Annotated in this window: 20 protein-coding genes and 1 tRNA gene; 15 read left to right on the forward strand and 6 right to left on the reverse strand. The window is 70.9% G+C overall.

Annotation, left to right across the window (positions count from 1 at the left end; all coding sequences use genetic code 11):
- The first annotated feature begins 163 nt into the window (after window positions 1-163).
- Genes ACZ63J_RS26050 through ACZ63J_RS26065 form a run of 4 tightly spaced genes read left to right on the forward strand, consistent with a single transcriptional unit; the run spans window position 164 to window position 7,921 of the window.
- A complete protein-coding gene (locus ACZ63J_RS26050; RefSeq protein WP_465400156.1) occupies window positions 164-1,729 on the forward strand; it encodes a hypothetical protein in 1,566 nt (521 codons plus the stop codon).
- Window positions 1,726-2,466: a hypothetical protein gene (locus ACZ63J_RS26055; protein WP_465400155.1), complete on the forward strand. Its 741-nt coding sequence runs from the start codon at window positions 1,726-1,728 to the stop codon at window positions 2,464-2,466. Before ACZ63J_RS26050 ends, ACZ63J_RS26055 begins: the two co-directional genes overlap by 4 nt.
- Window positions 2,463-6,869: a coiled-coil domain-containing protein gene (locus tag ACZ63J_RS26060; RefSeq protein WP_465400154.1), complete on the forward strand. Its 4,407-nt coding sequence runs from the start codon at window positions 2,463-2,465 to the stop codon at window positions 6,867-6,869. The genes ACZ63J_RS26055 and ACZ63J_RS26060 overlap by 4 nt, the downstream gene beginning before the upstream one ends.
- Window positions 6,866-7,921, forward strand: a complete 1,056-nt coding sequence (locus ACZ63J_RS26065; RefSeq protein ID WP_465400153.1) for a hypothetical protein — start codon at window positions 6,866-6,868, stop codon at window positions 7,919-7,921. Before ACZ63J_RS26060 ends, ACZ63J_RS26065 begins: the two co-directional genes overlap by 4 nt.
- 84 nt (window positions 7,922-8,005) lie before the next feature.
- Here ACZ63J_RS26065 and ACZ63J_RS26070 read toward each other — a convergent pair.
- A tRNA-Arg gene (locus ACZ63J_RS26070) sits at window positions 8,006-8,078 on the reverse strand.
- 273 nt (window positions 8,079-8,351) lie between these two features.
- Between ACZ63J_RS26070 and ACZ63J_RS26075 the strand changes: the two genes are divergently transcribed.
- The 7 genes from ACZ63J_RS26075 to ACZ63J_RS26105 all read left to right on the forward strand — a co-directional run bounded on the left by ACZ63J_RS26075 (window position 8,352) and on the right by ACZ63J_RS26105 (window position 15,327).
- Window positions 8,352-9,005, forward strand: a complete 654-nt coding sequence (locus ACZ63J_RS26075) for a response regulator (RefSeq protein WP_013230063.1) — start codon at window positions 8,352-8,354, stop codon at window positions 9,003-9,005.
- On the forward strand, window positions 9,006-9,614 hold the full coding sequence (locus ACZ63J_RS26080; protein ID WP_465302214.1) for a trimeric intracellular cation channel family protein: 609 nt from the start codon (window positions 9,006-9,008) through the stop codon (window positions 9,612-9,614).
- Window positions 9,615-9,682: 68 nt separating this feature from the next.
- The gene (locus ACZ63J_RS26085) at window positions 9,683-10,375 is read left to right on the forward strand and encodes a response regulator transcription factor (protein WP_465302216.1); all 693 of its coding nucleotides are present in this window, start codon (window positions 9,683-9,685) and stop codon (window positions 10,373-10,375) included.
- Entirely contained in the window at window positions 10,372-11,781 is a 1,410-nt protein-coding gene (locus ACZ63J_RS26090) for an ATP-binding protein (RefSeq protein WP_465400152.1), read from the forward strand. The genes ACZ63J_RS26085 and ACZ63J_RS26090 overlap by 4 nt, the downstream gene beginning before the upstream one ends.
- A 158-nt stretch (window positions 11,782-11,939) precedes the next feature.
- Window positions 11,940-12,740 (forward strand): DeoR/GlpR family DNA-binding transcription regulator, encoded by an 801-nt coding sequence (locus ACZ63J_RS26095; protein ID WP_465302220.1) that lies wholly within the window; start codon window positions 11,940-11,942, stop codon window positions 12,738-12,740.
- A complete protein-coding gene (gene galT / locus ACZ63J_RS26100) occupies window positions 12,737-13,819 on the forward strand; it encodes a galactose-1-phosphate uridylyltransferase (protein ID WP_465302222.1) in 1,083 nt (360 codons plus the stop codon). Before ACZ63J_RS26095 ends, galT begins: the two co-directional genes overlap by 4 nt.
- Window positions 13,820-13,890: 71 nt before the next feature.
- Window positions 13,891-15,327 carry a S1C family serine protease gene (locus ACZ63J_RS26105; protein WP_465400151.1) on the forward strand — a complete coding sequence of 479 codons (1,437 nt, stop codon included), beginning with the start codon at window positions 13,891-13,893 and terminating at the stop codon, window positions 15,325-15,327.
- A 1,037-nt stretch (window positions 15,328-16,364) separates the two neighbouring features.
- On the opposite strand, the gene ACZ63J_RS26110 is transcribed toward ACZ63J_RS26105, so the two are convergent.
- From ACZ63J_RS26110 to ACZ63J_RS26125, 4 genes are read right to left on the reverse strand one after another with little or no spacing between them, the layout of a single operon-like run.
- A complete protein-coding gene (locus ACZ63J_RS26110) occupies window positions 16,365-17,498 on the reverse strand; it encodes a molybdopterin-dependent oxidoreductase (RefSeq protein ID WP_465400150.1) in 1,134 nt (377 codons plus the stop codon).
- Entirely contained in the window at window positions 17,495-18,127 is a 633-nt protein-coding gene (locus ACZ63J_RS26115) for a class I SAM-dependent methyltransferase (protein ID WP_465400149.1), read from the reverse strand. Before ACZ63J_RS26115 ends, ACZ63J_RS26110 begins: the two co-directional genes overlap by 4 nt.
- On the reverse strand, window positions 18,127-18,810 hold the full coding sequence (locus ACZ63J_RS26120; RefSeq protein WP_465439627.1) for a TIGR04282 family arsenosugar biosynthesis glycosyltransferase: 684 nt from the start codon (window positions 18,808-18,810) through the stop codon (window positions 18,127-18,129). The genes ACZ63J_RS26115 and ACZ63J_RS26120 overlap by 1 nt, the downstream gene beginning before the upstream one ends.
- Window positions 18,807-19,451 carry a glycosyltransferase family 2 protein gene (locus ACZ63J_RS26125; protein WP_465439641.1) on the reverse strand — a complete coding sequence of 215 codons (645 nt, stop codon included), beginning with the start codon at window positions 19,449-19,451 and terminating at the stop codon, window positions 18,807-18,809. The genes ACZ63J_RS26120 and ACZ63J_RS26125 overlap by 4 nt, the downstream gene beginning before the upstream one ends.
- A gap of 158 nt (window positions 19,452-19,609) precedes the next feature.
- On the opposite strand from ACZ63J_RS26125, the gene ACZ63J_RS26130 reads away from it, so the two are divergent.
- From ACZ63J_RS26130 to ACZ63J_RS26140, 3 genes are read left to right on the forward strand one after another with little or no spacing between them, the layout of a single operon-like run.
- Window positions 19,610-21,037 (forward strand): hypothetical protein, encoded by a 1,428-nt coding sequence (locus ACZ63J_RS26130; protein WP_465439629.1) that lies wholly within the window; start codon window positions 19,610-19,612, stop codon window positions 21,035-21,037.
- Window positions 21,038-21,047: 10 nt separating this feature from the next.
- Complete coding sequence (locus ACZ63J_RS26135) at window positions 21,048-21,749, forward strand: response regulator transcription factor (protein WP_465341382.1); 702 nt, start codon at window positions 21,048-21,050, stop codon at window positions 21,747-21,749.
- Window positions 21,746-22,795 (forward strand): sensor histidine kinase, encoded by a 1,050-nt coding sequence (locus tag ACZ63J_RS26140; protein WP_465406769.1) that lies wholly within the window; start codon window positions 21,746-21,748, stop codon window positions 22,793-22,795. Before ACZ63J_RS26135 ends, ACZ63J_RS26140 begins: the two co-directional genes overlap by 4 nt.
- A 186-nt stretch (window positions 22,796-22,981) precedes the next feature.
- On the opposite strand, the gene ACZ63J_RS26145 is transcribed toward ACZ63J_RS26140, so the two are convergent.
- Window positions 22,982-24,037, reverse strand: coding sequence for an NAD-dependent epimerase/dehydratase family protein (locus tag ACZ63J_RS26145; protein WP_465406767.1), 1,056 nt, complete (start codon window positions 24,035-24,037; stop codon window positions 22,982-22,984).
- Between the two features lie 123 nt (window positions 24,038-24,160).
- On the opposite strand from ACZ63J_RS26145, the gene ACZ63J_RS26150 reads away from it, so the two are divergent.
- Window positions 24,161-24,661, forward strand: a complete 501-nt coding sequence (locus tag ACZ63J_RS26150; RefSeq protein ID WP_465302240.1) for a MogA/MoaB family molybdenum cofactor biosynthesis protein — start codon at window positions 24,161-24,163, stop codon at window positions 24,659-24,661.
- The last annotated feature ends 31 nt before the right edge of the window (window positions 24,662-24,692 follow it).

A 24,692-nucleotide genomic window follows, 5' to 3' on the forward strand; every position in this document is an offset into this window, starting at 1 on the left:
CGCGTCGGCGGTGAGCCGGATTTCCGTGCGCGCTTGTGCGGCCCCTTCGGCGAATTGGAGTGATCTGCTGGGCCGAACGGGTGTAACGGCGGCGACCGGGCTCCGAAACTGTCGGAGGTCGACCCTACGGTGAGGGGCCGGCACGCCGAGGGGGTGACAACGGTTGAGCGACCTGTCAGCTATGGGCCGGGCGGTGTTCGACGAGTCGTTCGGCGATCGGGTGCGGGCCCTCCTTCGTGTTCGGCCCGTAGCGGACGCGGCGGACAATGCCACACGCCAGTCATGGGGCGCGGACGGCTACGACGTCGTGACGCTGGCACTGGCGGCCATCGACACGGTCATCGCCCGGCAGGGGTTCGACGACGAGATCACCTATGACGAGGTTGTCGCCGGGGTTGGCGCACTGGCGGCGAACGCCCGCCCGGAGCGAACCGCCGACGAACACGGTGTGGTCGCGCGCTATGTCGTCGATGCGCTGCTGAACCGCCGTGAACGTGAGGCGCCGTACAGCTACCAGATTTCGGTCTTCGGCCGCGACGTCAGCGGATCCGTCCGCCACAGACTGGTATCTGCCGAGTTTCGCCTGCTCACCGAGCACGAGGACCACGCCAGAGGGGTGAATGTGCTCCGTGCTTCGACGGACGCGATCAACGCGTTGGTGGGTGGTCTGGAATTCGACGTCGAGGACGAGCAGGCCGCGGTCGAGCTCATGCTCACCCGGCAACTCGAACGAGGTGCGTTCGGGCAGGCGGAGAAAGCCGCGGAACGGTCACGGCTGCTTTCCGTCCGTTATGCCGACGAGTTGCGGACGCTCATGGCGGACACCGTGCGTGACATCAGATCGGTGCTCACTCAATGGGCCGAGCAGGTGCCCGAACAGCTGGAACGCAACCGCACGCACCTCGAGGACCGGCTGGCGGCGGAAGTCAAGTTGCTCGAGCACGTCCGCGGTGCGCTGGACACCGCCGACGCGGAGCCCGCGGTCGCCGGCACGGCCGCGCGCATCGCGGGGTTGCTGGAGGAGTGCCGTCAGCGGCACACGGAGCTGCACGGAAGACTGGTCAGCGCGCGGACGATCTTCCTCGACGAACAGACACGGCAATCGTTCCGGCCGGTCGGTGGCCTGCGAAATCCTGATGTCGCCGATGGCGTGTTGCTCCCGCTGCTCACGATGCCGGCCGGCGACGCGGTCGGACCCGCCGAGACTTTTGCCGTGCTGCTGGCCGGCACCCAGGTGCCCCGGATCGTCCGCTTCGCCGACCTGGTCGACGATCTGCTCGCTCCGCGTCGGGAGAGCACGCCGGACGATCCGCCCGCCCTCGATGACGAGCTCGGTGATCCGGACCCGCCCGCGGTACCTCCGGAGGTGCTGGTGGCGGCTGCGCACGTGGTCGACACCACCGCGCTGCCCGCACGCCTGTCGGAGCTACTCCTTGCCGTTCGGGCGGCAGACTTGCCAGAACAGCTCGATCGCACGGCGGTCGAACGGATCATCGTCCTCGCCGTGCTCTGGAGCTACGCGCCCGAGACAGCTCAGGACGTCTCCACAGCGGTGGATACCGCTGCACGTGTTCTCGGGCCTGCCGCGGCGGTCGATGCCGATGGCACGACGATCAGCGTTCCCGGCTGGTCGGGTGATGACTTGATCGTGGCCGAGGACGAAGAGGCGCTCGCCTGGTGGGCAACCACAACGCATTCGTCGGTGCAGGAAGGTCGGGAGGCGTCGTGACTCTCAGCCGGCGCGATCTGGCCGACGTGGGTGTGCTCATCGGCTGTGCGCTTCGCCCGAAGATGCGTCCTGGCGCCGAGTCCGACTACCGGACTCTCCTCGGTCGGTATCGCGCAGACGCGGAGTTCCGCACCGCGGTCGACAGCGTTCTCGACGGATTGGACGCGCAGGTGCTCTCCGACTCGGACCTCGGCCTGGTACTCGGCGTGCGTCGCGAGTCGGTGTTCGCGTACCGCGTGTCGGACCTGCCGAACGTCGGCGGTGTGAGTGAGCGGTTGCTGGTGGGGCTCGTGAGCGTTGCGGTTGCCGCCTACGCCTTTCCGACGCCGGCCGACTTCGACGACGACCGCGTGCGGTGGGTGTCGGTCGACGAGATCGAACGCTTCTTGCGTGACACGTGCGACCGGCTGAAACGGACGCCGGAACGGGCTGCGCGTGAGGATGAGTCGTTCGACGAGGCATGGCGCACCTTCGACCGGCTGTCGCCCGGTTACAAGGCCGACCGGGGCAGGGGCAAGGCTCGCCGCTCTCCGGCCTCGTCGACCTACTGGGTGGCCCACGTGCTCACCTGGCTGGCGGACCAGGGCCTTGCCCGTTCAGCGCCTGCGCGTGGTCCGGAAGCGTTTCAGCTGCTCGAACGATTCCGAATCCAAGCCGGCGAGCTGGCCGGCAATGCGACGTACGACTTGCTGGCCGCGATCCGCCGCGGCGACCACCCAGCGGAGGAGGCGCCGTGACCTACCAGCTGGCACGCCTTCGGCTGGCGAGCGTCGGCGATCGGGCCGCTCGGTTCACCGACCTCACACTCACCATGTCCTCGCTCGAACGAGCCGATGTGATCGAGCCCGTCGACTCGATCCTCTGGTTGCGCAACGGAGGTGGTAAATCGAGCCTCCTGTCCCTCTTCTTCGCCCTTTTGCTGCCCTTGCGGAGGGACTTCATGGGCAGGTCGGTCAAGCGGCACTTGGAGGACTACGTTGCGTCCGGCGACACCAGCCACACAGTGGCGGAATGGGTGGCGCAGTCCGATGACAGCCTGATGCCGGCACCTCGGCTCATCACCGGCGCGGTCTACGAGTGGACGGATCGGCGCAAGCCGGTCGACCCCGACCGTGACCGCGACAAGCTTCGGGGTTGGTACTACACCTTCTTCGCGGTACCGGGGGTGCTCGACCTCGCTCTCCTGCCCGTGCACGACGAGGCGGGCCGGGTGCGGCCGATGCCCGAGTTCGTCCGCCTGTTGCGGGAGATTGCGGCATCCCGGCCGCAGCAGTTCCTCTTCTCGATCACCGACCAGCGCGGTCAGTGGATGGAAACGCTCACCGCGCGGGACCTCGATCCAGCGCTGTTCGGCTACCAGAAGCAGATGAATCATTCGGAGGGCGGCGTTGCCGAGCTGTTCAACTTCCCGTCCACCGACAAGTTCGTCGACTTCCTGATCGATCTCACCGTCGACAGTGCACAGCCCGACCTCGTCGCCGCCAACCTGCGAAAGGTCATCAGCGTGCTCGGCCGCAAGCCGGACCTGCTCGTCGATCGCGACTTTTGCGGCGAGATGGCGAGCCGGCTCGACGTGCTGGCCGAACGGCACGACCTCGCCAAGAAGGCCGCGGGCGAGGCCGCCGCGGCGAGGGAGGCGGCTGCACGTCTCGCCGGCGCGTTTCGCAGTGCGGCATCGGCGAAAGAGGGCGACAAGGACTGGTTCACGGACGAGGAGCAGCGGCTTCGTGAGGACGCCCTCAGGCTGGACCGGGAGCGCAACCGGGTCAACGATGTCGCGAACGAGCTGTTCAGGATCGCGGCGGCACACAGGCACACAGCAGCTGTTGCAGCGCGGGAAGACGCGGCGGCCATCGCGGCCGACACCAAGCGCGAGAACCAAGCATGGGAGGTCGTGGAGCCGCTGGCCGAGCGGCTGGATGCTGAGCGCCAGGCGGCGTCGGTGCGCCTGCAGATGGCAGAAGAGGAGCGGCAGACTGCACCACTGCGCGCAGCGCGAGACGAAGCCGCCGCGGCTCTGAAGGCCCGCTACTCGACACTCGCCGGCGATGAGCGTGCCGCCGAGGAGATGGAGACCACGGCTGCTGACGATGCGAATTCGGCATTCGAAACGGAGTCCGGTCGAGCACAGGAGAATAGCGTCCTCGCCGCCGCGGCCAAGGTGCGGATCGAGAACCTGCGAGCTCAGGTTGCGGAGATCGATGACGCTCTGGAAAGTGCGGTGAGCCGAGGAGATCTGCCGGATTCCGAGGCAGTTCCGGCCGTTGTCCTCGCCGAATCCCGCGCCACCAGACGTGAGGCCGTAAAACGGATCGAAGCGGTCCGTCGGCAGCGGGCGGCCCGGCCGGCACTGCGCAAGGAGCTGGGCAGCCGGCGGACGAAGCTGGCAGCCGACAAGGCCGAGAGAGTGGCGGAGCGGGATCGCCAAGTTGCTGAACGTGCGAAGCTGGTCGCACGTGTTGACGAACTCGCAACGGATGCCCGGCTCGCCGAGCTGATGCAGCTCGAAGAAGGTGGTCGGATCGCGCTGTGGGCCGAAGCCGCCGACCTGCGTTCCGCCCTGACCCACGCATCCGCGGCGGGCGAGTCGGCGATCGTGGACAATCGTGTCGACGCGGCGGACGACGACCGTGCGCTGGAAGCGTTGCGTGCCGACGACTTCCTGCCCACCACCCGTGATGCCCAGCGCGCCGCCGAGGTGCTGGTCGCCGCGGGCGTGCCGGCCCGGCCGGGGTGGGAGTTGTTGCGTGATCTCGTCACCGAAGCAGAACGCGCCGAGGTGCTGGAGAACGCTCACGTCGCCGAACTCGCCGCGGGCGTCGTCGTGGCCGATGCTGACGCCGACAGCGCCCGCGGTGTGGTGGCGTCTCACGACTGGCATTCGATTTCCCATGTCACTGTGTGCACCGCCGCGCAGATGCAGCAGGCCCTCACCACCGCCGCACCAGGGTGGTCGGTGGTTCCCAGCGACCCGGCGTTGTTCGACGGAAATGCGGCCGAGAGTGCGCGAACGGAGCGTGAGCTGCGACGCCACGAGCAGGATCGACGGAACGCCGCGCTCCACGAGCAGCTGAATGCGGACCGGACGCTCCTGAGCGCGCTGGAATCCTTGCTGCGCGACTGCCCCGCGGGTCATCTGGATGCGCTGGAAAAGACTGCAGGCGAACAGCAAGAGGCGATCGACGCGATCGACGCTGCCGACGGGACACTGCGAGAGCAGGTCGACGAACTCGATCGCCGGGACGCGGATGACGCAGCCGAGGAGGAGGTTGTTGCCGAGCAACTCGTGACGTTGGCGGGGAAGATCGAGCGGCTGGCGACTCTGGCGAACAGGGTCTTCGGGCTTTCAGGGCTGCGGCATGAGATCGAGCGGCTTGTCAAGGAAGTCGAGTCGCACGAACGCATCGCCAGCGAAGCCGCTGGCCGCGCGAGAGGTTACCAAGAAACCGAGCGAAGTGCCCGAGGCCGGGCGAGGGACCACAAGTCCACCTGGGAACGGTATGAACGAGACGAGCGCGGGATCTCCCTGCTCGATCACGATCACGTCGGCGCTGTCGCGGAGGTCGGTGGTCCTCTGTCGGTGTTGCAGAGCCGGTTCACCGAGCTTGACTCGCAGTGGGCGACGGTCGCGGCGCAGTCCGTGCTGGCCGAACGGCTCAGCTCCCTCATCCATCGCGGCAAGCGAGCGGACCGAACGCTGGCAACCTATCCGGATCGGGTTCGTGAACGGGCAGCCACCTTGCTCGAGACCGGTGATGGTCAGGATCCGGAGCGCCGCACCGCTGCGAAAGATCGTTCACGAGAGGCGGCCGACAAGGCTCAGCGTGAGCTGAGCAGCGCCGACTCCGAGCTGAAACACGCGCAGGACGAAGTCGGCCGCAGGAAGCCGAAGGACAGGCTGCGGCACGCGCAGCTCGAGGTTGAACCCGAAACCGAGGCCGAGGCACGCGAACTGGCCGAGGAGGAGTCGGCACGCGCCACCGAAATGAGTGGCAGGGTGACCGGCCTGCACCGGGACGCGGACGAGGCGAAGAAGGCCGCTCAGGAGGCGGACACCGTTGCGCAGGTGTTCGGCCAGCAAGCCAGCCGGCTCGGCGATGCCGCCTTTCCGGCCCCTGTTCCCGAGGGGGTACCCGCCTACGGCGGCATCGATGCGGAGGCCGAGTTGAAGACCGTGCTCGAACGTCTCACCTCGGCCGCCAACCTCGCGTCGTCGACGGGACGCGGTGCGGACGAAGCGGTCCGCGAGGTGCGGAAGCTCGCGGCGGAAAACCGGTTCGCCGGGATCCCCGATGCCATCCGGGACCGGTTCACCGGCGACGATTCCGACGTACTGGCCGATCGCGCGGCCGCACGTGCGGGCGAAATGCGGGTGCGTCGCACGACCATCGAAGGACAACTCGCCGACATCGGCCGCGATCAGCGACTCGTGGTGGTCGAAGTCGCCGCTCTGGTGCAGGACGTGCTTGCCAACCTGGACTCGGCGCAACGGCACTCGAAGTTGCCGGGCACCCTGGGTGGGTGGGGGAACGAGCACTTCCTGCGAATCCGGTTCGTCCGCCCCGGCAGCGAGGAGGACCTGCACGCCCGGATCGACGCCGTTGTGGACCGGATCGTTTCGGAGAATTCGAAACCCGAAGGCCTCGCTCTGCTCAAGCGATGTGTGCACGAGGCCGTGGCGCCGCGCGGTTTCACCGTCAAGGTCCTCAAGCCGAACAGCGACCTGGCTGTCGAGCCGGTCGACGTGACCCATCTCGGCAAGTTCTCCGGCGGTGAGAAGCTCACGGTCTGCGTCGCTCTCTACTGCACGCTTGCTCGTCTGCGCGCGGTCAACCGCGGCCGGGGCAAGGGCGCGCTCGGTGGCACGCTCGTGCTGGACAACCCGTTGGGCACGGCCAGTCACGTTGCCCTTCTCCGGCTGCAGCGGGACGTGGCGGCCGCGCACGGGGTACAGCTCGTGTACACGACCGGTGTGGAGGATCTCGGCGCCGTGGGCCAGTTCCCGAACGTGCTGCGGATGCGCAACTCGCCAGGGGCCCTTCGCACGCGACGCTACGTCGTCGTGGAAGACCAGTTCGGGTCAGCTGCCGAGGGCATCACTGGCGCTCGTGTGGCCCGCGACGACGGTGCCGTCTCATGACGATGAGTGCGCTCGCCAGGCACCTCGCCGATCATGTGGCCGCGGCACCGGCGCAACGGATAGCGATCGAGGCCCTGTACGCCGCGGCGGTCGCGTTCGATCGCAGCCTGGCGACCGCGCCGACTGCGCGTGGTGACCTTCGCGCCGCGCTGGACGAGCTGGCGGCGGCCGAGCTGGTGATCCTGCCGAGCTCGCCACGCCATTTCGACGGGCGGGCAGTGCCCGCTCTGCCGCTGTGGGTGCGCCGGCCGCCACGCGAGCGGATCGTGCGAGAGCCGCGTGGCGCACGTGTATGGCCGGTTGCGCTCGAAGAGGCCGGCCGCATCGCCGTCCGGGACGATGAGGTCGCTCTGCTCGAAACGGTGGCAGCCTTTCTGCGGGACGGTGGCCCGTCGCGGCCGAGAGTGCCGATGCGAGAACGCTCGTTGGAGCTCTTCGGTGACGAGAAACGGCTCAACAAGCTCATGACCACTCGGTTGTTCAAGTCCGGGGCGCTGACGCCGGACCTGTTGCGGTGCTATTCCGTGCCCATCCCCTTTGTCTCTCAGTGGGTTCCAGGCGCGGTGGACGCCAGGGGGACTGCGTTGCTCATCGCGGAGAACCACCACACTTACGCATCGCTGCTGGAGGTCACGCGGCACCATGCCGCGGAAGGCGGCCCGGGACGCCACGTCGGTTACGGCACGGGCAACCAGTTTCCCTCCGCGGTGCTGACAGTGCCGTTGCTGGTGCCGGCACCAGCTCGGATCGTGTACTTCGGCGATGTGGATCTGAAGGGACTGCAGATCCCGGCCGCGGCGAACACCGGAGCCGGCCTGGCCGGCCTCCCGGCGGTCGGTCCCGCGTATCCGCTTTACGAGCTGCTTTTCGGCGCGCGGCACAGGAGCCCGGCCGCCCGAGTGCCGGCAGCCGAGGCTGCCGAAGCCGCCGAGTGGCTGGGCCAGTACGCCGAGCCGGCCCGCGACGCACTGGTCGATGGATTCCGTCTTCCTCAGGAAGCGGTCGGGTACGAGCTGCTCATGGACCACCGCGACATGCTCGATGCGATTTGACGGCCGCGAAGACGGCGACACGTTGCCGAAACCAGCCGGTGAAACACGAAGCACCCGGTCGTCTTGTCGACCACGAGTTGTGGGTGCCCCCGGCAGGATTCGAACCTGCGACACCCGCTTTAGGAGAGCGGTGCTCTATCCCCTGAGCTACGAGGGCATGTACTGCCGAGCCCAGCTTAGCGGGCCCGGGGCGGTCGCAGCAGGAGGGGCACGGATGGACTAACACGACCTCCGTCGTCACCCAGGTGAGTGGTTCTCAAGCTCCTCGCTGACCGGAGATATACCCTGCCGGACGGTCCGCCGCATCTGACCTGGACGGACCAGCGCCTCACCTGGTCGTGTCTGGTTTCGAACTGCTGAACAACAGTAGGTAACCTTCGTTAACGGGACGCGGGGAGCCGCCTCCTACTGGCTGTTGCGGAGGGCTTCGTTGATCAAGCTCATGTTCGCCGACGACGAGGAACTGGTGCGCTCGGGGCTGCGCGCGATGATGTCCGGGGCCCAGGACATCGAGATCGTGGGCGAAGCCTCCGACGGCAGATCCGCGGTCGAGGTCGCCCGGCGGTACCACCCTGACGTCGCCCTGCTCGACATCAAGATGCGCGCCCCCGACGACGGCATTCGCGCGCTCCGGGCCATCCTCGCGCTCCCCGATCCGCCCACCGTTGCCATGCTGACCACCTTCGACATCGACGAGTACGTCAGCCTCGCGCTGCGGCTCGGGGCCAACGGCTTCCTGCTCAAGGACATCGACCCCGCCGCGCTGCTGCGGGCCGTGCGGGACCTGAGCCGGGGTGGGGCCGTGCTCGATCCTGGGGTGGCCGCGCGGATGGTCCAGTCGCACCGGGACGAACAACGCGCTGCTCAGCCCGCTCGCAAGCTGCTCGCCTCGCTGTCCGAACGGGAACGCGAGGTCGTCGCGCTGATCGGGCAGGGACTGAGCAACGCCGAGATCGGCGGGCGGCTGCACCTCTCCGAGGCCACCGTCAAGGGGTACGTTTCCGCCGTGCTCTCCAAGATCGGGGCGGCGAACCGCGTGCAGGCCGCCCTGCTGGCCTACCGCGGCGGCCTGCTCGACCAGTAGATGCTGCTCACGGCGCTGGAGTTCCTCGGGCTCGTCGCCTTCGCGGCGTCCGGGGCGCTCGCCGCCGTGCGGGCTCGTCTGGACGTCTTCGGCGTGGTCGTCGTCGGGCTCACCACCGCGCTCGGCGGCGGGGTCATCCGGGACGTCCTGCTCGGCATCCACCCGCCGACGACGCTGCGGAACTGGCCCTACCTCGCCGTCTGTGCCGCGACCGCCCTGGTCGTCTTCGTCTTCCACCCGCAGGTCGCGCGGCTGCGGCGGGGTGTGCTGCTCGCCGACGCGCTCGGGCTCGGCGTCTTCGCCACCGCCGGGACGACCATCGCGCTCAACGCCGGCGCGACCGTCTACGCCGCGTGTCTGATCGGCATGACGACCGGGATCGGCGGCGGCGCCGTGCGTGATCTGCTGCTCCGGGAAATCCCTCTCGTCCTGCGCAAAGAGATCTACGCCGTGGCCGCGCTGGCCGGCTCGGTGCTCGTCGCCATCGGTCACGCTGTGCGACTGCCCGAAGGTCCGGTCACCGTTGTCGCGGCCGCCGCGGTGGTCACCGTGAGGATGGTCGCGCTCTGGCGGCACTGGAACGCGCCGGTCGCGCGGGCGCCGGAGTAAGGGAATCTCTTTGTTAGTTCTGTGTGTGTTCTTAGGCGAGTCTCAGCACGCTGAGTAAAACTACAGCCATGCGCATCCTTGTGGTGGACGACGACCGCGCCGTCCGTGAGTCGCTCCGGCGGTCCCTGGAGTTCAACGGCTACCAGGTCGAGCTGGCCAGTGACGGTGCGCAGGCCCTGGAAGCGATCATCGCCGACCGGCCGGACGCCATGGTCCTCGACGTCATGATGCCGCGGCTCGACGGCCTGGAGGTGGCGCGCCGGCTGCGCAGCACCGGCGACGACCTGCCGATCCTCGTGCTCACCGCCCGCGACACCGTCTCCGACCGGGTGTCCGGGCTGGACGCCGGCGCCGACGACTACCTGCCGAAGCCGTTCGCGCTGGAAGAGCTGCTCGCCCGGCTGCGGGCGCTGCTGCGCCGCGCCGTCCCGGAGGGCCAGAACGGTCAGGCGTCCGAGATGCTGTCCTTCGCGGACCTGACGCTCGACCCGGGCACCCGGGAAGTGCGCCGCGGCGGGCGCGAGATCAGCCTGACCCGGACCGAGTTCGCACTGCTGGAGCTGTTCCTTTCCTACCCGAAGCACGTCCTCACGCGGGGCCGGATACTGGAGGAAGTATGGGGTTACGACTTCCCGACGTCGGGCAACGCGCTGGAGGTCTACGTCGGCTACTTGCGCCGCAAGACGGAGGCCGAGGGGGAGCCGAGGCTGATCCACACGGTGCGGGGGGTGGGCTACGTCCTGAGGGAAACCCCGCCGTGACCGAACCCGGCGACCCCCGGGGCACGCGGTGGGGGACACGCCGGTTCTCGCTGCGCGGCCGGGTGACGCTGCTCGCCGCCGCCTGTGTCGCCGGCGCCGTCGCGCTGGTGTCGCTCGGCGCGTACATGGTCGTGCGCAGCAACCTCTACCAGCAGCTGGACGACGGCCTGATGGCGCGCGCCCAGGCGGCCGTCGCGTCGCCGCAGGTGCAGACCGAGCTGCGGCAGGTGCCCGGCGCGTTCCTGGCCAGCGCCGACCTGCAGATCGGGCAGCTCACCGCCGCGCCCGACGTCCAGCACGCCGTGATGACCTACCCGCTCTCGAGCTCGGCGCCGCCGTTCGGCCAGGACGAGCTGAACGTGGCGAACGGGGATTCGCCGGAGTCGATGCGGACGGACTTCCGCACCGACAGCCGGGTCGTCGCGCTGCCCACCGGGCACGGCGAGGCCATCGTGCTCGCCCAGTCGATGCAGCCGACCAAGCGCACGCTCAACGAGCTCGCACTGGTGCTGTTCCTGATCGGCGGCGCCGGCATCCTGGTCGCCGCCGCGGCGGGCACCGCGGTCGCGCGGACCGGCCTGCGCCCGGTCGACCGGCTGACCTCGGCCGCCGAGCGGGTCGCCAAGACCGGCGACCTGCGGCCGATCCCGGTCAGCGGCGACGACGAGCTGGCCCGCCTCACCCAGACCTTCAACACGATGCTCGGCACGGTCGCGGACTCGCAGGAGCGGCAGCGCCAGCTGGTCGCGGACGCGGGCCACGAGCTGCGGACGCCGTTGACGTCGCTGCGCACCAACCTCGAGCTGCTGCTCGCCGCGAGCAAACCCGGCGCGCCGCCGCTGCCGGACGCCGACCGCGTCGACATCGTCGCGGACATCAGCGGCCAGCTCGACGAGCTGACGCAGCTCATCGGCGACCTCGTCGAGCTCGCTCGCCAGGACGAGCCGCGCGAGCGCTTCGAGCGCGTCGACCTGCTGGACGTCGTCGAACGGGCCCTGGACCGGGCGCGGCGGCGCGCGGGCGAGATCAACTTCGACGTCTCGCTGCAGCCGTGGGTGCTCACCGGGGACAACAGCTCGATCGAGCGCGCGATCCTGAACCTGCTGGACAACGCCGTGAAGTTCTCGCCGCCGGACGCGACGGTCTGGGTGCGGCTCTACCCGCTCGGCGACGGCACCGCCGTGGTCGAGGTCGCGGACGCCGGCCCGGGCATCGCCGAGGAGGACCTGCCGAAGGTGTTCGACCGCTTCTACCGCTCTTCGGAAGCGCGGACGCTGCCCGGTTCGGGCCTCGGCCTCGCGATCGTGAAGCACGCGGCCGAGCGGCACGGCGGGGCCGTGTACGCGGCGCGGGCGCCCGAGGGTGGCGCGCTGATGACGGTCCGGCTGCCGGGAGCGCCCGGCTGACCGGTTGTCCGTCGCGGTGTTGTTCGCCCGGGGCGCGCCGCCCCGGGCGTGACCTGGTCATTCGAAGTTCACCCCCGTCGGCCCTGCGGATCCCGTGTTGAATCGTGTAGGATTTTGTGTGGTTGGGGCTCGAAGTTCAGCGGGGACGGAGTTGAACGGTGCTGGCGCGTCAGCGACAGGCGGTGATCCTGGAAGAGGCACGCCGGACCGGTGCGGTCCGGGTCAGTGACCTCGTGACCAGGCTGGGCGTGTCCGACATGACGGTCCGCCGCGATCTGGACGTCCTGGCCGGGCGCGGGCTCGTCGAGAAGGTGTACGGCGGCGCCACCTCGGTCATCGGCAAGAGCACCGACGAGCCCGGCTTCGAGGCGAAGTCCGTGCGCCAGCGCGCGCAGAAGGAAGCCATCGCCGAGCTCGCCGCCACGCTCGTCCGGCCCGGCACCGCGATCGGCATCTCGGCCGGCACCACCACGTGGACGCTCGCGCGGGCGCTCGACGCCATTCCCGGGCTCACCATCGTGACCAACTCGATCCAGGTCGCGGACGTGCTCCGCGGGTCGACCCAGCCGGATCGCACCGTCGTGCTGACCGGCGGGGTGCGGACGCCGTCGGACGCGCTGGTCGGGCCGGTCGCCGTGCACAGCCTGCGGTCGCTGCACCTCGACGTCGTCTTCCTCGGGGTGCACGGGATGGCCGACGGGCCGGGGTTCACGACGCCGAACCTCACCGAGAGCGAGACCGACCGCGCGCTGGTCGAGGCCGGGCGCAAGCTCGTCGTGCTCGCCGACCACACCAAGTGGGGCACCGTCGGGATCTCGACGATCGCCGACCTGGACGAGGCCGACGTCGTGGTCACCGACGACGGGATTTCCGACGAGGCCAAGGAAATGCTCGCCGAAAGGGCAGGGGAACTCATGATCGCCGAAACGGCGGAGACGGTCGAGGCCGAGGAAGCGTGAAGCGCACCGTACGACACCTGGCCGACGGCCGGGAGATCATCTACTTCGACCAGCCCGGCGCGCCCGACCGCGTCGCCGAGGACACCCGTGACCTGCCGCCGGTTTCGGCCGCGTCGGAGATCCGGCTCGACCCGCTGACCCACGAGTGGGTCGCGATGGCCGCGCACCGGCAGACGCGGACGTACAAGCCGCCGGCCGACCTCTGCCCGCTGTGCCCGAGCAAGCCCGGCAAACCGAGTGAAATCCCCGAAAGCGACTACGACGTCGTCGTCTTCGAGAACCGGTTCCCGTCGTTCGCCGAGGATGTTGTCGGCGAGCCGTCCACTGTGGACGGTCTCGGGCTGGTGCCGGTGCGGCCGGGTCGTGGACGGTGTGAGGTCGTCTGCTTCACCAGCGACCACGACGGCGCGTTCTCGCGGCTGAGCGCGAAGCAGGTGCGGGCCGTGGTGGACGCGTGGGCCGACCGCACGGCCGGACTGTCCGAAGTGCCCGGTGTGGAGCAGGTCTTCCCGTTCGAGAACCGCGGCGAGGAAATCGGCGTCACGCTTTCGCACCCGCACGGCCAGATCTACGGGTACCCGTTCGTCACGCCGAAGACGGCGCGGATGCTCGACGTCGCCCGCGCCTACCAGGCCGAACACGGCCGCCCGGTGCTCGGCGACGTGCTCGCCGCGGAAATCAAGTCCGGCGCGCGGGTCGTGGCGTCCGGCGAGCACTGGACGGCGTTCGTGCCGCCGGCGGCGCGCTGGCCGGTCCAGGTGCAGATCGTGCCGCACCGGCAGGTTCCGGACATCCCGGCGCTGACCGACGCCGAGCGCGACGACTTCGCCGACGTCTACCTGGACGTGCTGCGCCGCTGCGACGCGCTGTACGACCGGCCGCTGCCCTACATCGCGGGATGGCACCAGGCGCCGGTGCGCCGTGACCGCGAGCTCGGCTGGCTCCACCTGGAACTGTTCTCCGTGTTGCGCGCCAAGGACAAGCTGAAGTACCTGGCGGGGTCCGAATCGGGTATGGCGGTGTGGATCAACGACGCGACGCCGGAGCAGATCGCGGAACGGCTCCGCGCGGCGGGCTGAGCGGCCATACTCATCTCCGATGCACAGGTTCGGCTCAGGAACCTCTCAGGACCATCGCGCAAGGTGAGGGCATGACCGAGAACGACCCCAACGCGCACGACGCGGCGGCGCCGCGGCACCCCGCGGACGCCCAGCCCGGCCAGGAGGCCGCTCAAGGCGGGTGGGCGGGTACGCCGTACGGCGAGCAGGCCGCGCCCGAGTCCGGCGGCACGCCGCAGTACTCCGAGCCGTCCTACCACGCGGTGACCGGGGCCGATCCGGCGTACGGAGCGCAGCAGGCGAACCCGTGGTCCGCCCCGGGTGCGCAGGTGCCGTCCGGCCAGACCCAGCAGAGCGTCTACCCGCCGCCGAACCCGTACGCGCAGTCCGGCATGCCCGGCACGTCCGTCTACAACGCACCGGCGCCGCAGCCGAAGCGCACCGGCGGGAAGCTGCTCGCCGGCGTCGCGCTGGTGGCGCTGCTCGTCGGGGGCGTCGCGGGCGGGGCCGTCGGGTACCTGACCGGCGGGTCGTCCGGCGGCCCGGCCGGCAACGCGCTCGACGCGCCGAAGCCGGCCCAGCAGACCGGCAACGCTCCGGCCGGTTCGGTCGAGTCGGTCGCGCAGAAGCTGTCGCCGAGCGTCGTCGAGCTGCAGGTGAGCGGGCAGCAGGGGGCCGGTGAGGGCTCCGGGTTCGTCATCAGCACCGACGGCTACATCCTGACCAACAACCACGTCGTCGAGGTCGCCGCGAACGGCGGCCAGATCCAGGCCGTGTTCCAGGACGGCAAGAAGGCCGCCGCCAAGGTCATCGGCCGCGACCCGACCACCGACATCGCCGTGGTCAAGGTCGACGGCATCGGCAACCTGACCCCGGTCGAGATCGGTCGGTCCGACGACCTGCGCGTCGGCCAGTCCGTCGTCGCCATCGGATCGCCGTTCGAGCTGGCCGGCACGGTCACCTCGGGCATCGTCAGCTCGCTGCACCGGCCGGTGCGCGCGGGCGGCAGCAGCGGCGGCCAGGAGACGGTGATGGACGCCGTCCAGACCGACGCGGCGATCAACCCGGGCAACTCGGGCGGTCCGCTGTCGAACATGTCCGGCCAGGTCATCGGCATCAACTCGGCGATCTACAGCCCGCAGTCGGCTTCGGGCGGCCAGGGCCAGGGCGGTTCCGAGAGCGGCAACGTCGGCATCGGGTTCGCCATCCCGATCGACCAGGCCCGCCGCACCGCGGACACGATCATCAAGACCGGCCAGGCGATCCAGACCTACATCGGCGCGCAGGTGAAGGACGCCCCGCAGGGCGGCGCCGAGCTCGGTGCCATCACCGCCGGCAGCCCGGCGGAGAAGGCCGGCCTGAAGGCGGGCGACGTCGTCACCAAGATCGACGACCGCGCCATCGACAAGTCCGACACGCTCGTCGCGGCGATCCGCACCCGCGCGCCGGACGAGAAGGCGAAGTTCACACTCGCCGACGGCCGCACGGTCGAGGTGACCCTCGGCGGGCAGCCCGTCCCGGCCAACTGATCCATTCCAGACGCTCGGCCGCCTCGGCGCGGCCGAGACCAGCTATGGCTCGACCCCCGTGATCCGGGGCCGGACCCACTAGGCCACGCGCGACCTGGCACTTGATGCCGGTCGCGCGTGGCCGTTTTTGTGGCTGGGTCAGGTGGCGGGTGGGTCGGTTCGTGGGCCGGGTGGGTTGGTTCGCGCGCTTGGACGGGCGGCTGGTGTGCCGGGTGGGGCGGCTGGCGCGCCTGGGGAGTCGGTTTGCGCGCCTTGAGGGTGGGCTGGCGTGCCTGGGGAGTCGGTTCGTGCGCCGGGAGGGGCGCTTGGCGTGCCTGGGTAGTCGGCTGGCGCGCTTGGCGGGGCGGTTCGCGTGCCAGGTGAGTTGCCTGGCGTGCCTCGGGAGTCGGTTGGCGTGCCTGGAAGGGCGGTTGGCGTGCCAGGTGGGTCGGCTGGCGTGCCTGGGGAGTCGGTTCGTGCGCCAGGAGGGTGGACTGGGGTGCCGGGCGGGGCGGTTGTCGTGTCTCGCGGGGCGTCTCGCGTGTCTGGCGGGGCGTCACGCGTGATTGAGGGGGCATCTTGCGTGATTGGAGGGGCATCACTCGTGTCTGGAGGGTCGACACGTGTGTTTGGAGGGTCGACACGTGTGATTGGGGGGACGACACGGCGGGCCAGTGGGGTCAGGAGGGCTACCAGCCAGACTGCGGCCAGGGTGAGGGTGAGGCCCAGGGTGGGGTTGCCGTCGTGGAGGCCGGGCATTGGCGGGGTGCCGTACGGGCGCCAGAGCAGCGGGAACGCCAGGATCGCCAGGACCCCGGTGAGCACCGTCGCGACGACCACCGGGACCTTCCACGGGTGCGGCAGGAGGCGGCCGAGGAGGATGCCGAGCACCGCTGTCAGGGGGGCGACCACGCCGTCGTTCAAGAGCGGGCCGCCGATGATCCAGGCGATCGTGCCGTAGACGTCCGGGCGCAGCGGGAGCGCGTATTCGGCGAACAGCACCACACCCCACGCGAGCGCGGCGAGGCCCGGCAACGCGAGTAAAGCGCGGGTGACCTTCACAGCACCTCCAGCTTCGAGACCCATTTCGTCTGCAGCACGCCCGGCCGGTTCGGGGCAATGATCCGGCACGGGAAGCCGTGGTCGATGTTGAGCACTTCGCCGTTCAGCTCCAGTGCGAGCAGCGTCAGCTCGTCGGCCGTGTGCTCGCCGGGGAGCACGCTGACGCCGTACAACCCCGAACGCTCCAAAGAGGACACTCGGACCGTCGCGCCCGGTTGCGCGCCGGTGGCTTTCAGCAGTGCCGGCAGGGAAACCCCGCGCCAGACCGCCGACTGGCTCCAGCCCTCGACGCACGCGATCGGCAGCTCCGCCGTCGTCTGGGGCAGCGCGCGCAGCTGGTCGAGTGAGAGCGCCGTCGTGCCGCGTGGCGTCAGGATCGAGAGCCGCCAGTCCGCGGCGCGTGCCGACTGCGTGACGCCCGCGGCCAGCGCCGTGCGGTTGACCGGGAGATCCTGCGTGCCCTTGCTCGTCTTCCACGCCAGGCCGGAAACGCCGCGCAGGAACGGAACCGTGGCACCGGCGGTGGCGACCACCGCGACACCCGTCGCGAGTCCCGTCGTCAGCAGGAAACCCCGTCGGGACAGCCCGGCGGACGGCTCGCTCTTCTCCTCTTCAACGGTCGCGCGGCTCAGCGCGCGGCGGACGACCGGCAGCTTCACCGCGACGTGCACCAGGATCGACCCGATCGCCAGCCACGCCACCGCGTAGTGCACCTGCGGGAAGTAGAACCCCCACGGGTAGTTCTGCGCGACGTTCAGCAGCCCGGTCGTCAGCTCGAAGAACGCCGCGCCCGAGAGCACGAGGATCGAGAGGCGCTCCAGCGCGTGCGGCAGCGAGCGGACGAGCGGCCGGCCGAACAGCTTCGGGTAGACGCTCCACAGCTTCGCCAGCAGCAGCGGGATCGACGCTACGCCGGAAATCACGTGGAGTCCCTGCGTGACGCGGTAGAGCCCGACCGGGCGGCTGGGCCAGAAGAACCACGTCGGCGGGTGCTGGATGAGGTGGCTGATCAGGCCGGTGATGAAGCACGTCGTGAACGTGACGGCCAGTGCCAGCCCGATCTTCGACGTCACGCGCTCGTTGTGCGCCGCCGCCTTGAACTGTTCTTCACTGGGAATCGGCAGCTTCACGGCCGCTCCAACCGCGCGAACCAGCGGTGGCCGTGCCGGGTCGTCCAGTCGACCCGCAGGCCGGCGGGCAATGCGACCTCGGCGATCGCGTCCACGCCGACCCAGGCCCACGTGAACCACGCGACGTCGGCGTGCCCGGGACGCAGCCGGACGCGCTCGTGCCGCAGGCCGTGGCCGGGCGGCTCCAGCTCGACGAGGACGTCACCGCCCGCGCCGAGCAGCCGGGCGGTGCGGCGCAGCAGCTCCACCGGATCGCCGCCGATGCCGATGTTGCCGTCGGCGAGCAGGGCGTGCCGCCACCGGCCTTCGCCGGGCAGCCGGTCGAAGATGTTGCGGCGCAACGCACTCCCGCCCCGACGGCGGGTCAGGCCGACGGCCGTGCGGGAGCTGTCCACGCCCAGTGCGAGGACCCCGCGTTCGGCCAGCGCGGCGGTGAGCCTGCCGGGCCCGCAACCGAGGTCGATCGTCGGGCCGGAACAGGCGTCGAGCAGCACGTCGTCCCCGTCGGACGGCTCGGTCCAGCGTTCGACCGGCAGCTCGATCCGCTCGCCGTTGGCCAGCTCGAGCCAGCACTGGTGGCCGAGCAGGCCGTGGTCGAACTCGTTTCCGGTGGTCGCCGGGGCCGTCATCACGCGACCGCCCGGCCGTCGACCGCCGCGACGGCGCGGGCGAACCGGCCGTCCGGGCACAGCGCCGCCACCGCGCGGGCGTCCGCCATCGTGTCCACATCGGACAGTTCAGCGCCCCGTCGCGGCCGTAGCCCGCACGCGATGAGCGCGCGCAGAGTACGTTCGCCGGTGTCGTCGCGGGACATCGGGACGCCTGCAAGGACTTGCGCGTGCGCCGGTTCGGCGAGTCCCAGCGCCCACCAGCCGCCGTCCATCGCGGGGGCGACCACCGAGTCGTGCCCGTCGACGACGACCGGTGCGGCCGCCGCGGCGAGCGACTCCGGCGTGACCTGCGGGGTGTCCATGCCGATCTGCAGGATCGGCAGGCCGGTGTGCACCGCGGCGGCGTCCGCGTGGGCGTTCGCGAGGCGAGCGCCGAAGTCCCAGCCACGCTGGGGGATCACGGTGGCCCGCCGCAGCGCGAGCCCGATCTCGGCCGAGCGGGCCGCGGCGCCGAGCTGGCCGGTCATGGCGACGACGGGCGCGGCGCCGGGCACCGCGCAGACGGCGTCCAGGGTGTCGAGCAGCGCGGCCGCGGCGATCTCCGCCGCCTGGGCCGGCGTCGCGGGCGGGCAGAGACGGGTCTTGGCGAGCCCGGGCACCGGCGCCTTGGCCACGACCAGCAGCACGAACGGGGTTGTCATCGCGCCAGCACCCGCCCGAAGTCGCGGACCGCGCGCAGCGTGCCCCGCACCGAGCCGGACACCTTCGACTTGGTTCCCTTCGCGCGCTCGCCGTAGCGGACGTCGAACTCGCGGACCCGCCAGCCGGCCCGCTGGGCCTTGATCAGCAGCTCGAGCGGGTAGCCGAACGCCCGGTCGGTGACGCCGAGGGCGAGCAGCGCCCGCCGGTCCGCCGCCCGCAGCGGCGCGATGTCCCGCACCGGCAGCCCCCGCCCGCGCAGCAGCAGCGCCAGCACGACGTTGCCCGCTCGCGCGTGCCAAGGCCACACCCCTGGGCCGGTCGGCACCCGGCGCCCGACGGCGAGGTCGGCGCCGCCTTCGACCGCGCTCACCAGCCGTGGCAGGTCGCCGAGATCCAGGGACCCGTCGGCGTCGGCGAAGCACACGATGTCTGAGGTGGCGGCTTCCAGGCCCGCGTGCACGGCCGCGCCGTACCCGCGACGCGATTCGTGGACGACCTTCGCGCCCAGCGAGGCCGCCACTTCCGGCGAGCCGTCGGCCGAGCCGTTGTCGACCACGATCGCGCGGTAGCCCGGCGGCAGGCCGGCCAGCACGCCGGGGAGCGCACCCGCTTCGTCGAGGCAAGGGAGGACGACGTCCACTTCCGAGTAAGTCACGCGCCGACCGTAGGTCCATGGTGGACACCAGAGAACCCTTGCGGCTATTACTGAATCATGACGTGTGACGAATTCTTACCGCGTCGTTACGGCTGCCGCTCCTAGGGCGCGCAACACCGCCGGAGGCCCTAGGTTGGACGGCGATGAGCGAGCCGAACCCGGCGGCGCGGCTCGCCGAGCCGCCCGTCCGCGAACCCGAACCCCCGACACTCGGTCGACCCGGGCGCCGCGCCCACCGGGCCGATCTCCTCGCCGTCGCGGCGGTCGCGGTGCTCGTGGCCGCGGCCGCCGCGGTCGGCCTGTACTACAACCGGCCGGGCTCCGGTGTGGTCATCTTCGTCAACTCGCCGCCGTTGTTCGCCGACTGGCTGCCGCACGTCGGCCCGGGCTCGGTGTTCGCCGTGCTGGTCGCCGCCGCGGTGGTGCTCCAGGGGCCGGCGCTGGCCGCCCGCCTGCCGTGGCGCCGCGCGCTCGCCTTCGGTTACCTCGCGTCGCTCGCGTGGATCTTCTCGCTGGCCATGGTCGACGGCTGGGCACGCGGGTTCGCCGGGCACCTGACCATTCCGCAGGAGTACCTCCACGAGGTTCCCGGCATCACCGACATCCCGCGGATGCTGCGCGAGTTCTCCTCGCGCATCCTCGACTTCCAGCCGAACTCGTGGACCACGCACGTGTCCGGCCACCCGCCGGGCGCGACGCTCGTGTTCGTCTGGCTGGACCGGCTCGGCCTGCACGGCGGCGCCTGGGCGGCGACGGCCGTGGTGCTCGTCGGCAGCCTGGTCGCGGTCGCCGTGCCCGCGACGGTCGCCCTGCTCGGCCGGCCCGACGCGGCCCGCGCGGTGCTGCCCTTCGCCGTCCTCACGCCCGGTGCGGTGTGGATCGGCGTCTCCGCGGACGGCCTGTTCGCCGGGACGACCGCGACCGGCCTGGCGCTGCTCGCGTTGTCCGCGAAGGGGTTCACCGACGGCCGCCGGTACGCCGTGCCGGCCGGGCTGGCCGCCGGGGTGCTGCTCGGCTACGGCATCTTCCTTTCGTACGGCCTGGTGCTGCTCGGCCTGGTCGCCCTGGCCGTGGCGGTGCTCGGCCGCCAGTGGCGGGCGGCCGCCCTGGCGATCGCCGCGGCGATCGCCGTCGTCGGTGTTTTCGCCTGGGCGGGTTTCTGGTGGCTCGACGGCTACCACCTGGTCGTCGAGCGCTACTACCAGGGTGTCGCGCTGGTCCGGCCCTATTCGTACTGGGTCTGGGCGGACCTGGCCGCGGTGTCCGTGGCCCTCGGGCCGGCGGTGATCGCCGCCCTCCGGCGTGGGCTCACCGAGGCCTTCCTGCCCCGCCAACGCCGTGGCGTGCTCACCGACCCGGTGCTGCTGCTCGGCCTCGCCGCCCTGCTCACCATCGTGTTCGCCGACGTCTCGGGCCTGTCGAAAGCCGAGACCGAACGGATCTGGCTACCGTTCGGGGTGTGGTTGCTGCCAATGACGGCCCTGCTGCCGCGGCCCGGCCGGCGCTGGTGGCTCGCCGCGCAGGCGGCGACGGCGCTGACGGTCAACCACCTGCTGCTGACCGGCTGGTGAGGGAGACGTGATGAACGATCAGGCCGGGCGCGTGCTCGTGGTCGACGACGACGAGACGGTCCGCGACGTCGTGCGCCGCTACCTCGAGGTCGCCGGGTTCACCGTCGACCAGGCCGGCGACGGCGCCGCGGGACTCGCGAAGTTCGCGGCGCACGAGCCCGACCTCGTGGTCCTCGACGTCATGATGCCGGGGATCAACGGCCTCGAGGTGTGCAAGCGGCTGCGCCAGGTCAGCCAGGTGCCGATCGTCATGCTCACCGCGCTCGGCGAAGAGGAGAACCGCATCGCCGGGCTCCAGCTCGGCGCCGACGACTACGTGACGAAACCCTTCAGCCCCAAGGAACTCGCCCTCCGCGTCGCCTCGGTGCTGCGCCGCGCGCGGATGCCGCGCCCGGAACCGGCGGCCGCGGAGCTCGTCGACGGCGACCTCCGGCTGCAGATGACGGCGCGCACCGCGACACTCGGTGGCCGCGAACTCCCGTTGACCACCAGGGAGTTCGACCTGCTCGCGTTCTTCCTCGGCCACCCCGGCGTCGCCTATTCGCGGGCGGACCTGCTCGAAAAGGTGTGGGGCTGGGACTTCGGGGACCAGTCCACGGTGACCGTCCACGTGCGACGGTTGCGCGAGAAGATCGAGCGCGACCCGGCGAAGCCGACCCGGGTCGCGACGGTGTGGGGTGTCGGCTACCGCTACGACCGGGAGCAGCCGTGATCGAACCCGGCGAGTCCTTTCGCGAGATCCTCGAGCACTTGTCGCACATCCTGCCGCTGGCGCTGCTGTTCGCGCTTCCGGTGGCCGTGCTGGGCGGAGTGGTGCTCTACGTGCTGCGCCGCGGTTCCCTCGCCACCACGATGACCGTGCTGGTGCTGATCCCGGTGCTCGCCACACTGGTCGGTGTGCTCGGCGTCAGCGGGTTCATGTTCACCCCGGCCCTGACCACGATGCTGCTGGTCTGCCTGCTCGTCGCGGTGGTCACGGTGCCCGCGGCGATCATCCTCGGCCGGGCGATCGCGCGCCGCAGTGTGTGGGAGCGGGAGGCCCGGAACCGGGAGCGCGCGGCCGAGGCGTCCCGGCGGGAGCTGGTCGCCTGGATCAGCCACGACCTGCGCAGCCCGCTGGCCGGCATCCAGGCCATGGCCGAAGCACTGGCCGACGGCGTGGTGTCCGAACGCGGCGAGGTCGCCGACTACGCCCAGCGGATCAGCGGCGAGACCACCCGGCTCTCCGCGATGGTCGGCGACCTTTTCGAGCTCTCGCGGATCACCGCGGGCGCCCTCGAGCTGACCATGTCCGCGGTGCCGCTGCGGGACGTCGTCAGCGACGCCGTCGCGGCCCAGTCGCCGGTCGCCGAGCGGAAGCGGGTGCGGGTGCTCGCGAACGCGTCGACGTGGCCGGTGGTGAACGGCAGCGACCCGGAACTGGCGCGGATCGTGCGGAACCTGGTCTCGAACGCGATCCGCCACACGCCGCCCGACGGGACGGTCGCGGTCCAGATCGGGGTCGACGGCGACGAGGCACTGCTCGCCGTCGACGACTCCTGCGGCGGCATCCCGGACGACGAGATCAACCGGGTCTTCGACGTCGCCTTCCGCGGGACGCAGGCCCGGACCCCGGAACGCGGTGGCACGACCAGCGGCGGCGGGCTCGGGCTGGCCATCGCCAAGGGGCTGGTCGAGGCCCACCGCGGGAAGATCGGGGTGCACAACCACGGCCCCGGGTGCCGGTTCGAGGTCCGGCTGCCGTTGGCGATGTCCTAGCTGCACTGCCTGGCGAGATCGCGATCGTGGCCCGCGACCCACGCTGAGGCACGACGGGCCGCGGAGCGGTTCCAGGTGTCGGTCTCCACTTCGCCGGTTGCGGCATCACCGTTCGGCGGGTGCTGACCGACAGCGGCGCCTGCTACCGCTCACACGGCCGTAGACGAGCGGGTGCGGTCAGCGCCGTCAGACCGGGTCGCGCAGCTCGGCCGTCGCGAAGTCGGCCATGCCCTTGGCGAAACCGATCTCCGCGGTGAACCCCAGCAGCTCGCGGGCGCGGGCCGGGTCGGCCACCACGTGGCGCACGTCGGCCGTGCGGGCGCCGCCGACCACCTCGGGCGCCGGGCCGCCGCAGGCGCGGGCCAGCTCTTCAGCCAGCTCGCCCACCGTGTGCGGGGTGCCCGAGCAGACGTTCAAGGGCGTGATGTCGCCCTCCGGGCCGTCCGTCCGGAGAGCCAGGACGTTCGCCCTGGCGACGTCGTGGACGTGCACGAAGTCGCGCTGCTGGCCGCCGTCCTCCAGCACCCGCGGGGCTTCGCCGCGCTCCAAGGCCGAGCGGAACAGCGACGCCACTCCCGCGTACGGGGTGTTCTGCGGCATCCGCGGGCCGTAGACGTTGTGGTAGCGCATCGCCCACACACTGCCGCCCGACTGGCGCGCCCACGCGCCGGCGAAGTGTTCCTGCGCGAGCTTCGAGGCCGCGTACGAGCTGCGCGGATTCAACGGCGCGTCTTCGGGCACCAGCCGCCAGCCCAGCTCGGCGTCGCAGGCCGGACACCGTGGCTCGAAGCGGCCGGCGTCCACATCGGACTGACGGCGCGGCGACGGGGTCACCACACCGTGGTCCGGGCACGCGTACCGGCCTTCGCCGTAGACGACCATCGAGGACGCCAGCACCAGCTTCCGCACCCCGGCCGCGTGCATCGCGGCCAGGACGACCGCCGTGCCGTAGTCGTTGTGCAGCGCGTACGACGGCGCGTCCGACGGGTCGACGCCGTGGCCGACCACCGCCGCCTGGTGGCAGACCGCGTCGACGCCGTCCAGCAGCTCCGCGACGATTTCGGTGTCGGTGACGTCGCCGAGGAGGAAGCGGTGCCGGGAGGTGTACGCCGGTGGGGTGCGGGAACCGTGCGCCTTCTGGAGCAGGTTGTCGAGCACCACGACCTCGTCACCCCCCTCGACGAGCAGATCGGCGATGTGTGACCCGATGAACCCGGCTCCGCCGGTGACCAGTACGCGCACACCGGCCACGCTAGGGGGTCACGCGGGGGCGTGCCCAGGTGTGCGCCGCGGCGTCACCGGATCGTCAGAACTCACCCGGCACCTCCCGGCGCCGGGTGGCCGAAACCGACTACGGTGGGCGCCATGGAACGGAGTGCACAACGGCTGGGCCGGGCCCTCGTGGTCATCGTGGACGATCGCGTGGCGCACGGCGAGCACGAGGACACCACGGGACCGCTGGTCACCGAGCTGCTCGAAGAAGCCGGCTTCATCGTCGACGGTGTGGTGGTCGTCGGAGCCGAGATCGTGGATGTCCGCAACGCGCTCAACACCGCCGTGATCGGCGGTGCCGACTTGGTGATCACCGTCGGCGGCACGGGTGTGCTGCCGCGGGACAACACCCCCGACGCCACCGCCGGCGTGCTCGACCGGCCGATCCCGGGCATCAGCGAGGCGATCCGCGCGTCCGGCCTGGCCGCCGGCGCCGTCGACGCGGGGATCTCGCGAGGCCTGTCGGGCGTCTCCGGCAGCACCCTCGTGGTCAACCTGGCCGGTTCGCGCTCCGCGGTGCGCGACGGCATGGCGACGCTGACCTCGCTCGTGCCGCACGTGATCGACGAGCTCTCGGGCCTCGAGGAGGTCTGACCCCGGCTGGGGGTGACGGGATGCCCGTCGC

The sequence above is a fragment of the Amycolatopsis sp. NPDC104863 genome, assembly GCF_055582965.1.

Excerpts from the sequence above, each read along its gene's own strand:
- ACZ63J_RS26080 (WP_465302214.1), top strand. The coding sequence starts at position 9,006 with ATGCTGCTCACGGCGCTGGAGTTCCTCGGGCTCGTCGCCTTCGCGGCG.
- ACZ63J_RS26150 (WP_465302240.1), top strand. The coding sequence starts at position 24,161 with ATGGAACGGAGTGCACAACGGCTGGGCCGGGCCCTCGTGGTCATCGTG.
- ACZ63J_RS26085 (WP_465302216.1), top strand. The coding sequence starts at position 9,683 with ATGCGCATCCTTGTGGTGGACGACGACCGCGCCGTCCGTGAGTCGCTC.
- ACZ63J_RS26135 (WP_465341382.1), top strand. The coding sequence starts at position 21,048 with ATGAACGATCAGGCCGGGCGCGTGCTCGTGGTCGACGACGACGAGACG.
- ACZ63J_RS26105 (WP_465400151.1), top strand. The coding sequence starts at position 13,891 with ATGACCGAGAACGACCCCAACGCGCACGACGCGGCGGCGCCGCGGCAC.
- ACZ63J_RS26115 (WP_465400149.1), bottom strand. The coding sequence starts at position 18,127 with ATGACGGCCCCGGCGACCACCGGAAACGAGTTCGACCACGGCCTGCTC.
- ACZ63J_RS26130 (WP_465439629.1), top strand. The coding sequence starts at position 19,610 with ATGAGCGAGCCGAACCCGGCGGCGCGGCTCGCCGAGCCGCCCGTCCGC.
- ACZ63J_RS26120 (WP_465439627.1), bottom strand. The coding sequence starts at position 18,810 with ATGACAACCCCGTTCGTGCTGCTGGTCGTGGCCAAGGCGCCGGTGCCC.
- ACZ63J_RS26065 (WP_465400153.1), top strand. The coding sequence starts at position 6,866 with ATGACGATGAGTGCGCTCGCCAGGCACCTCGCCGATCATGTGGCCGCG.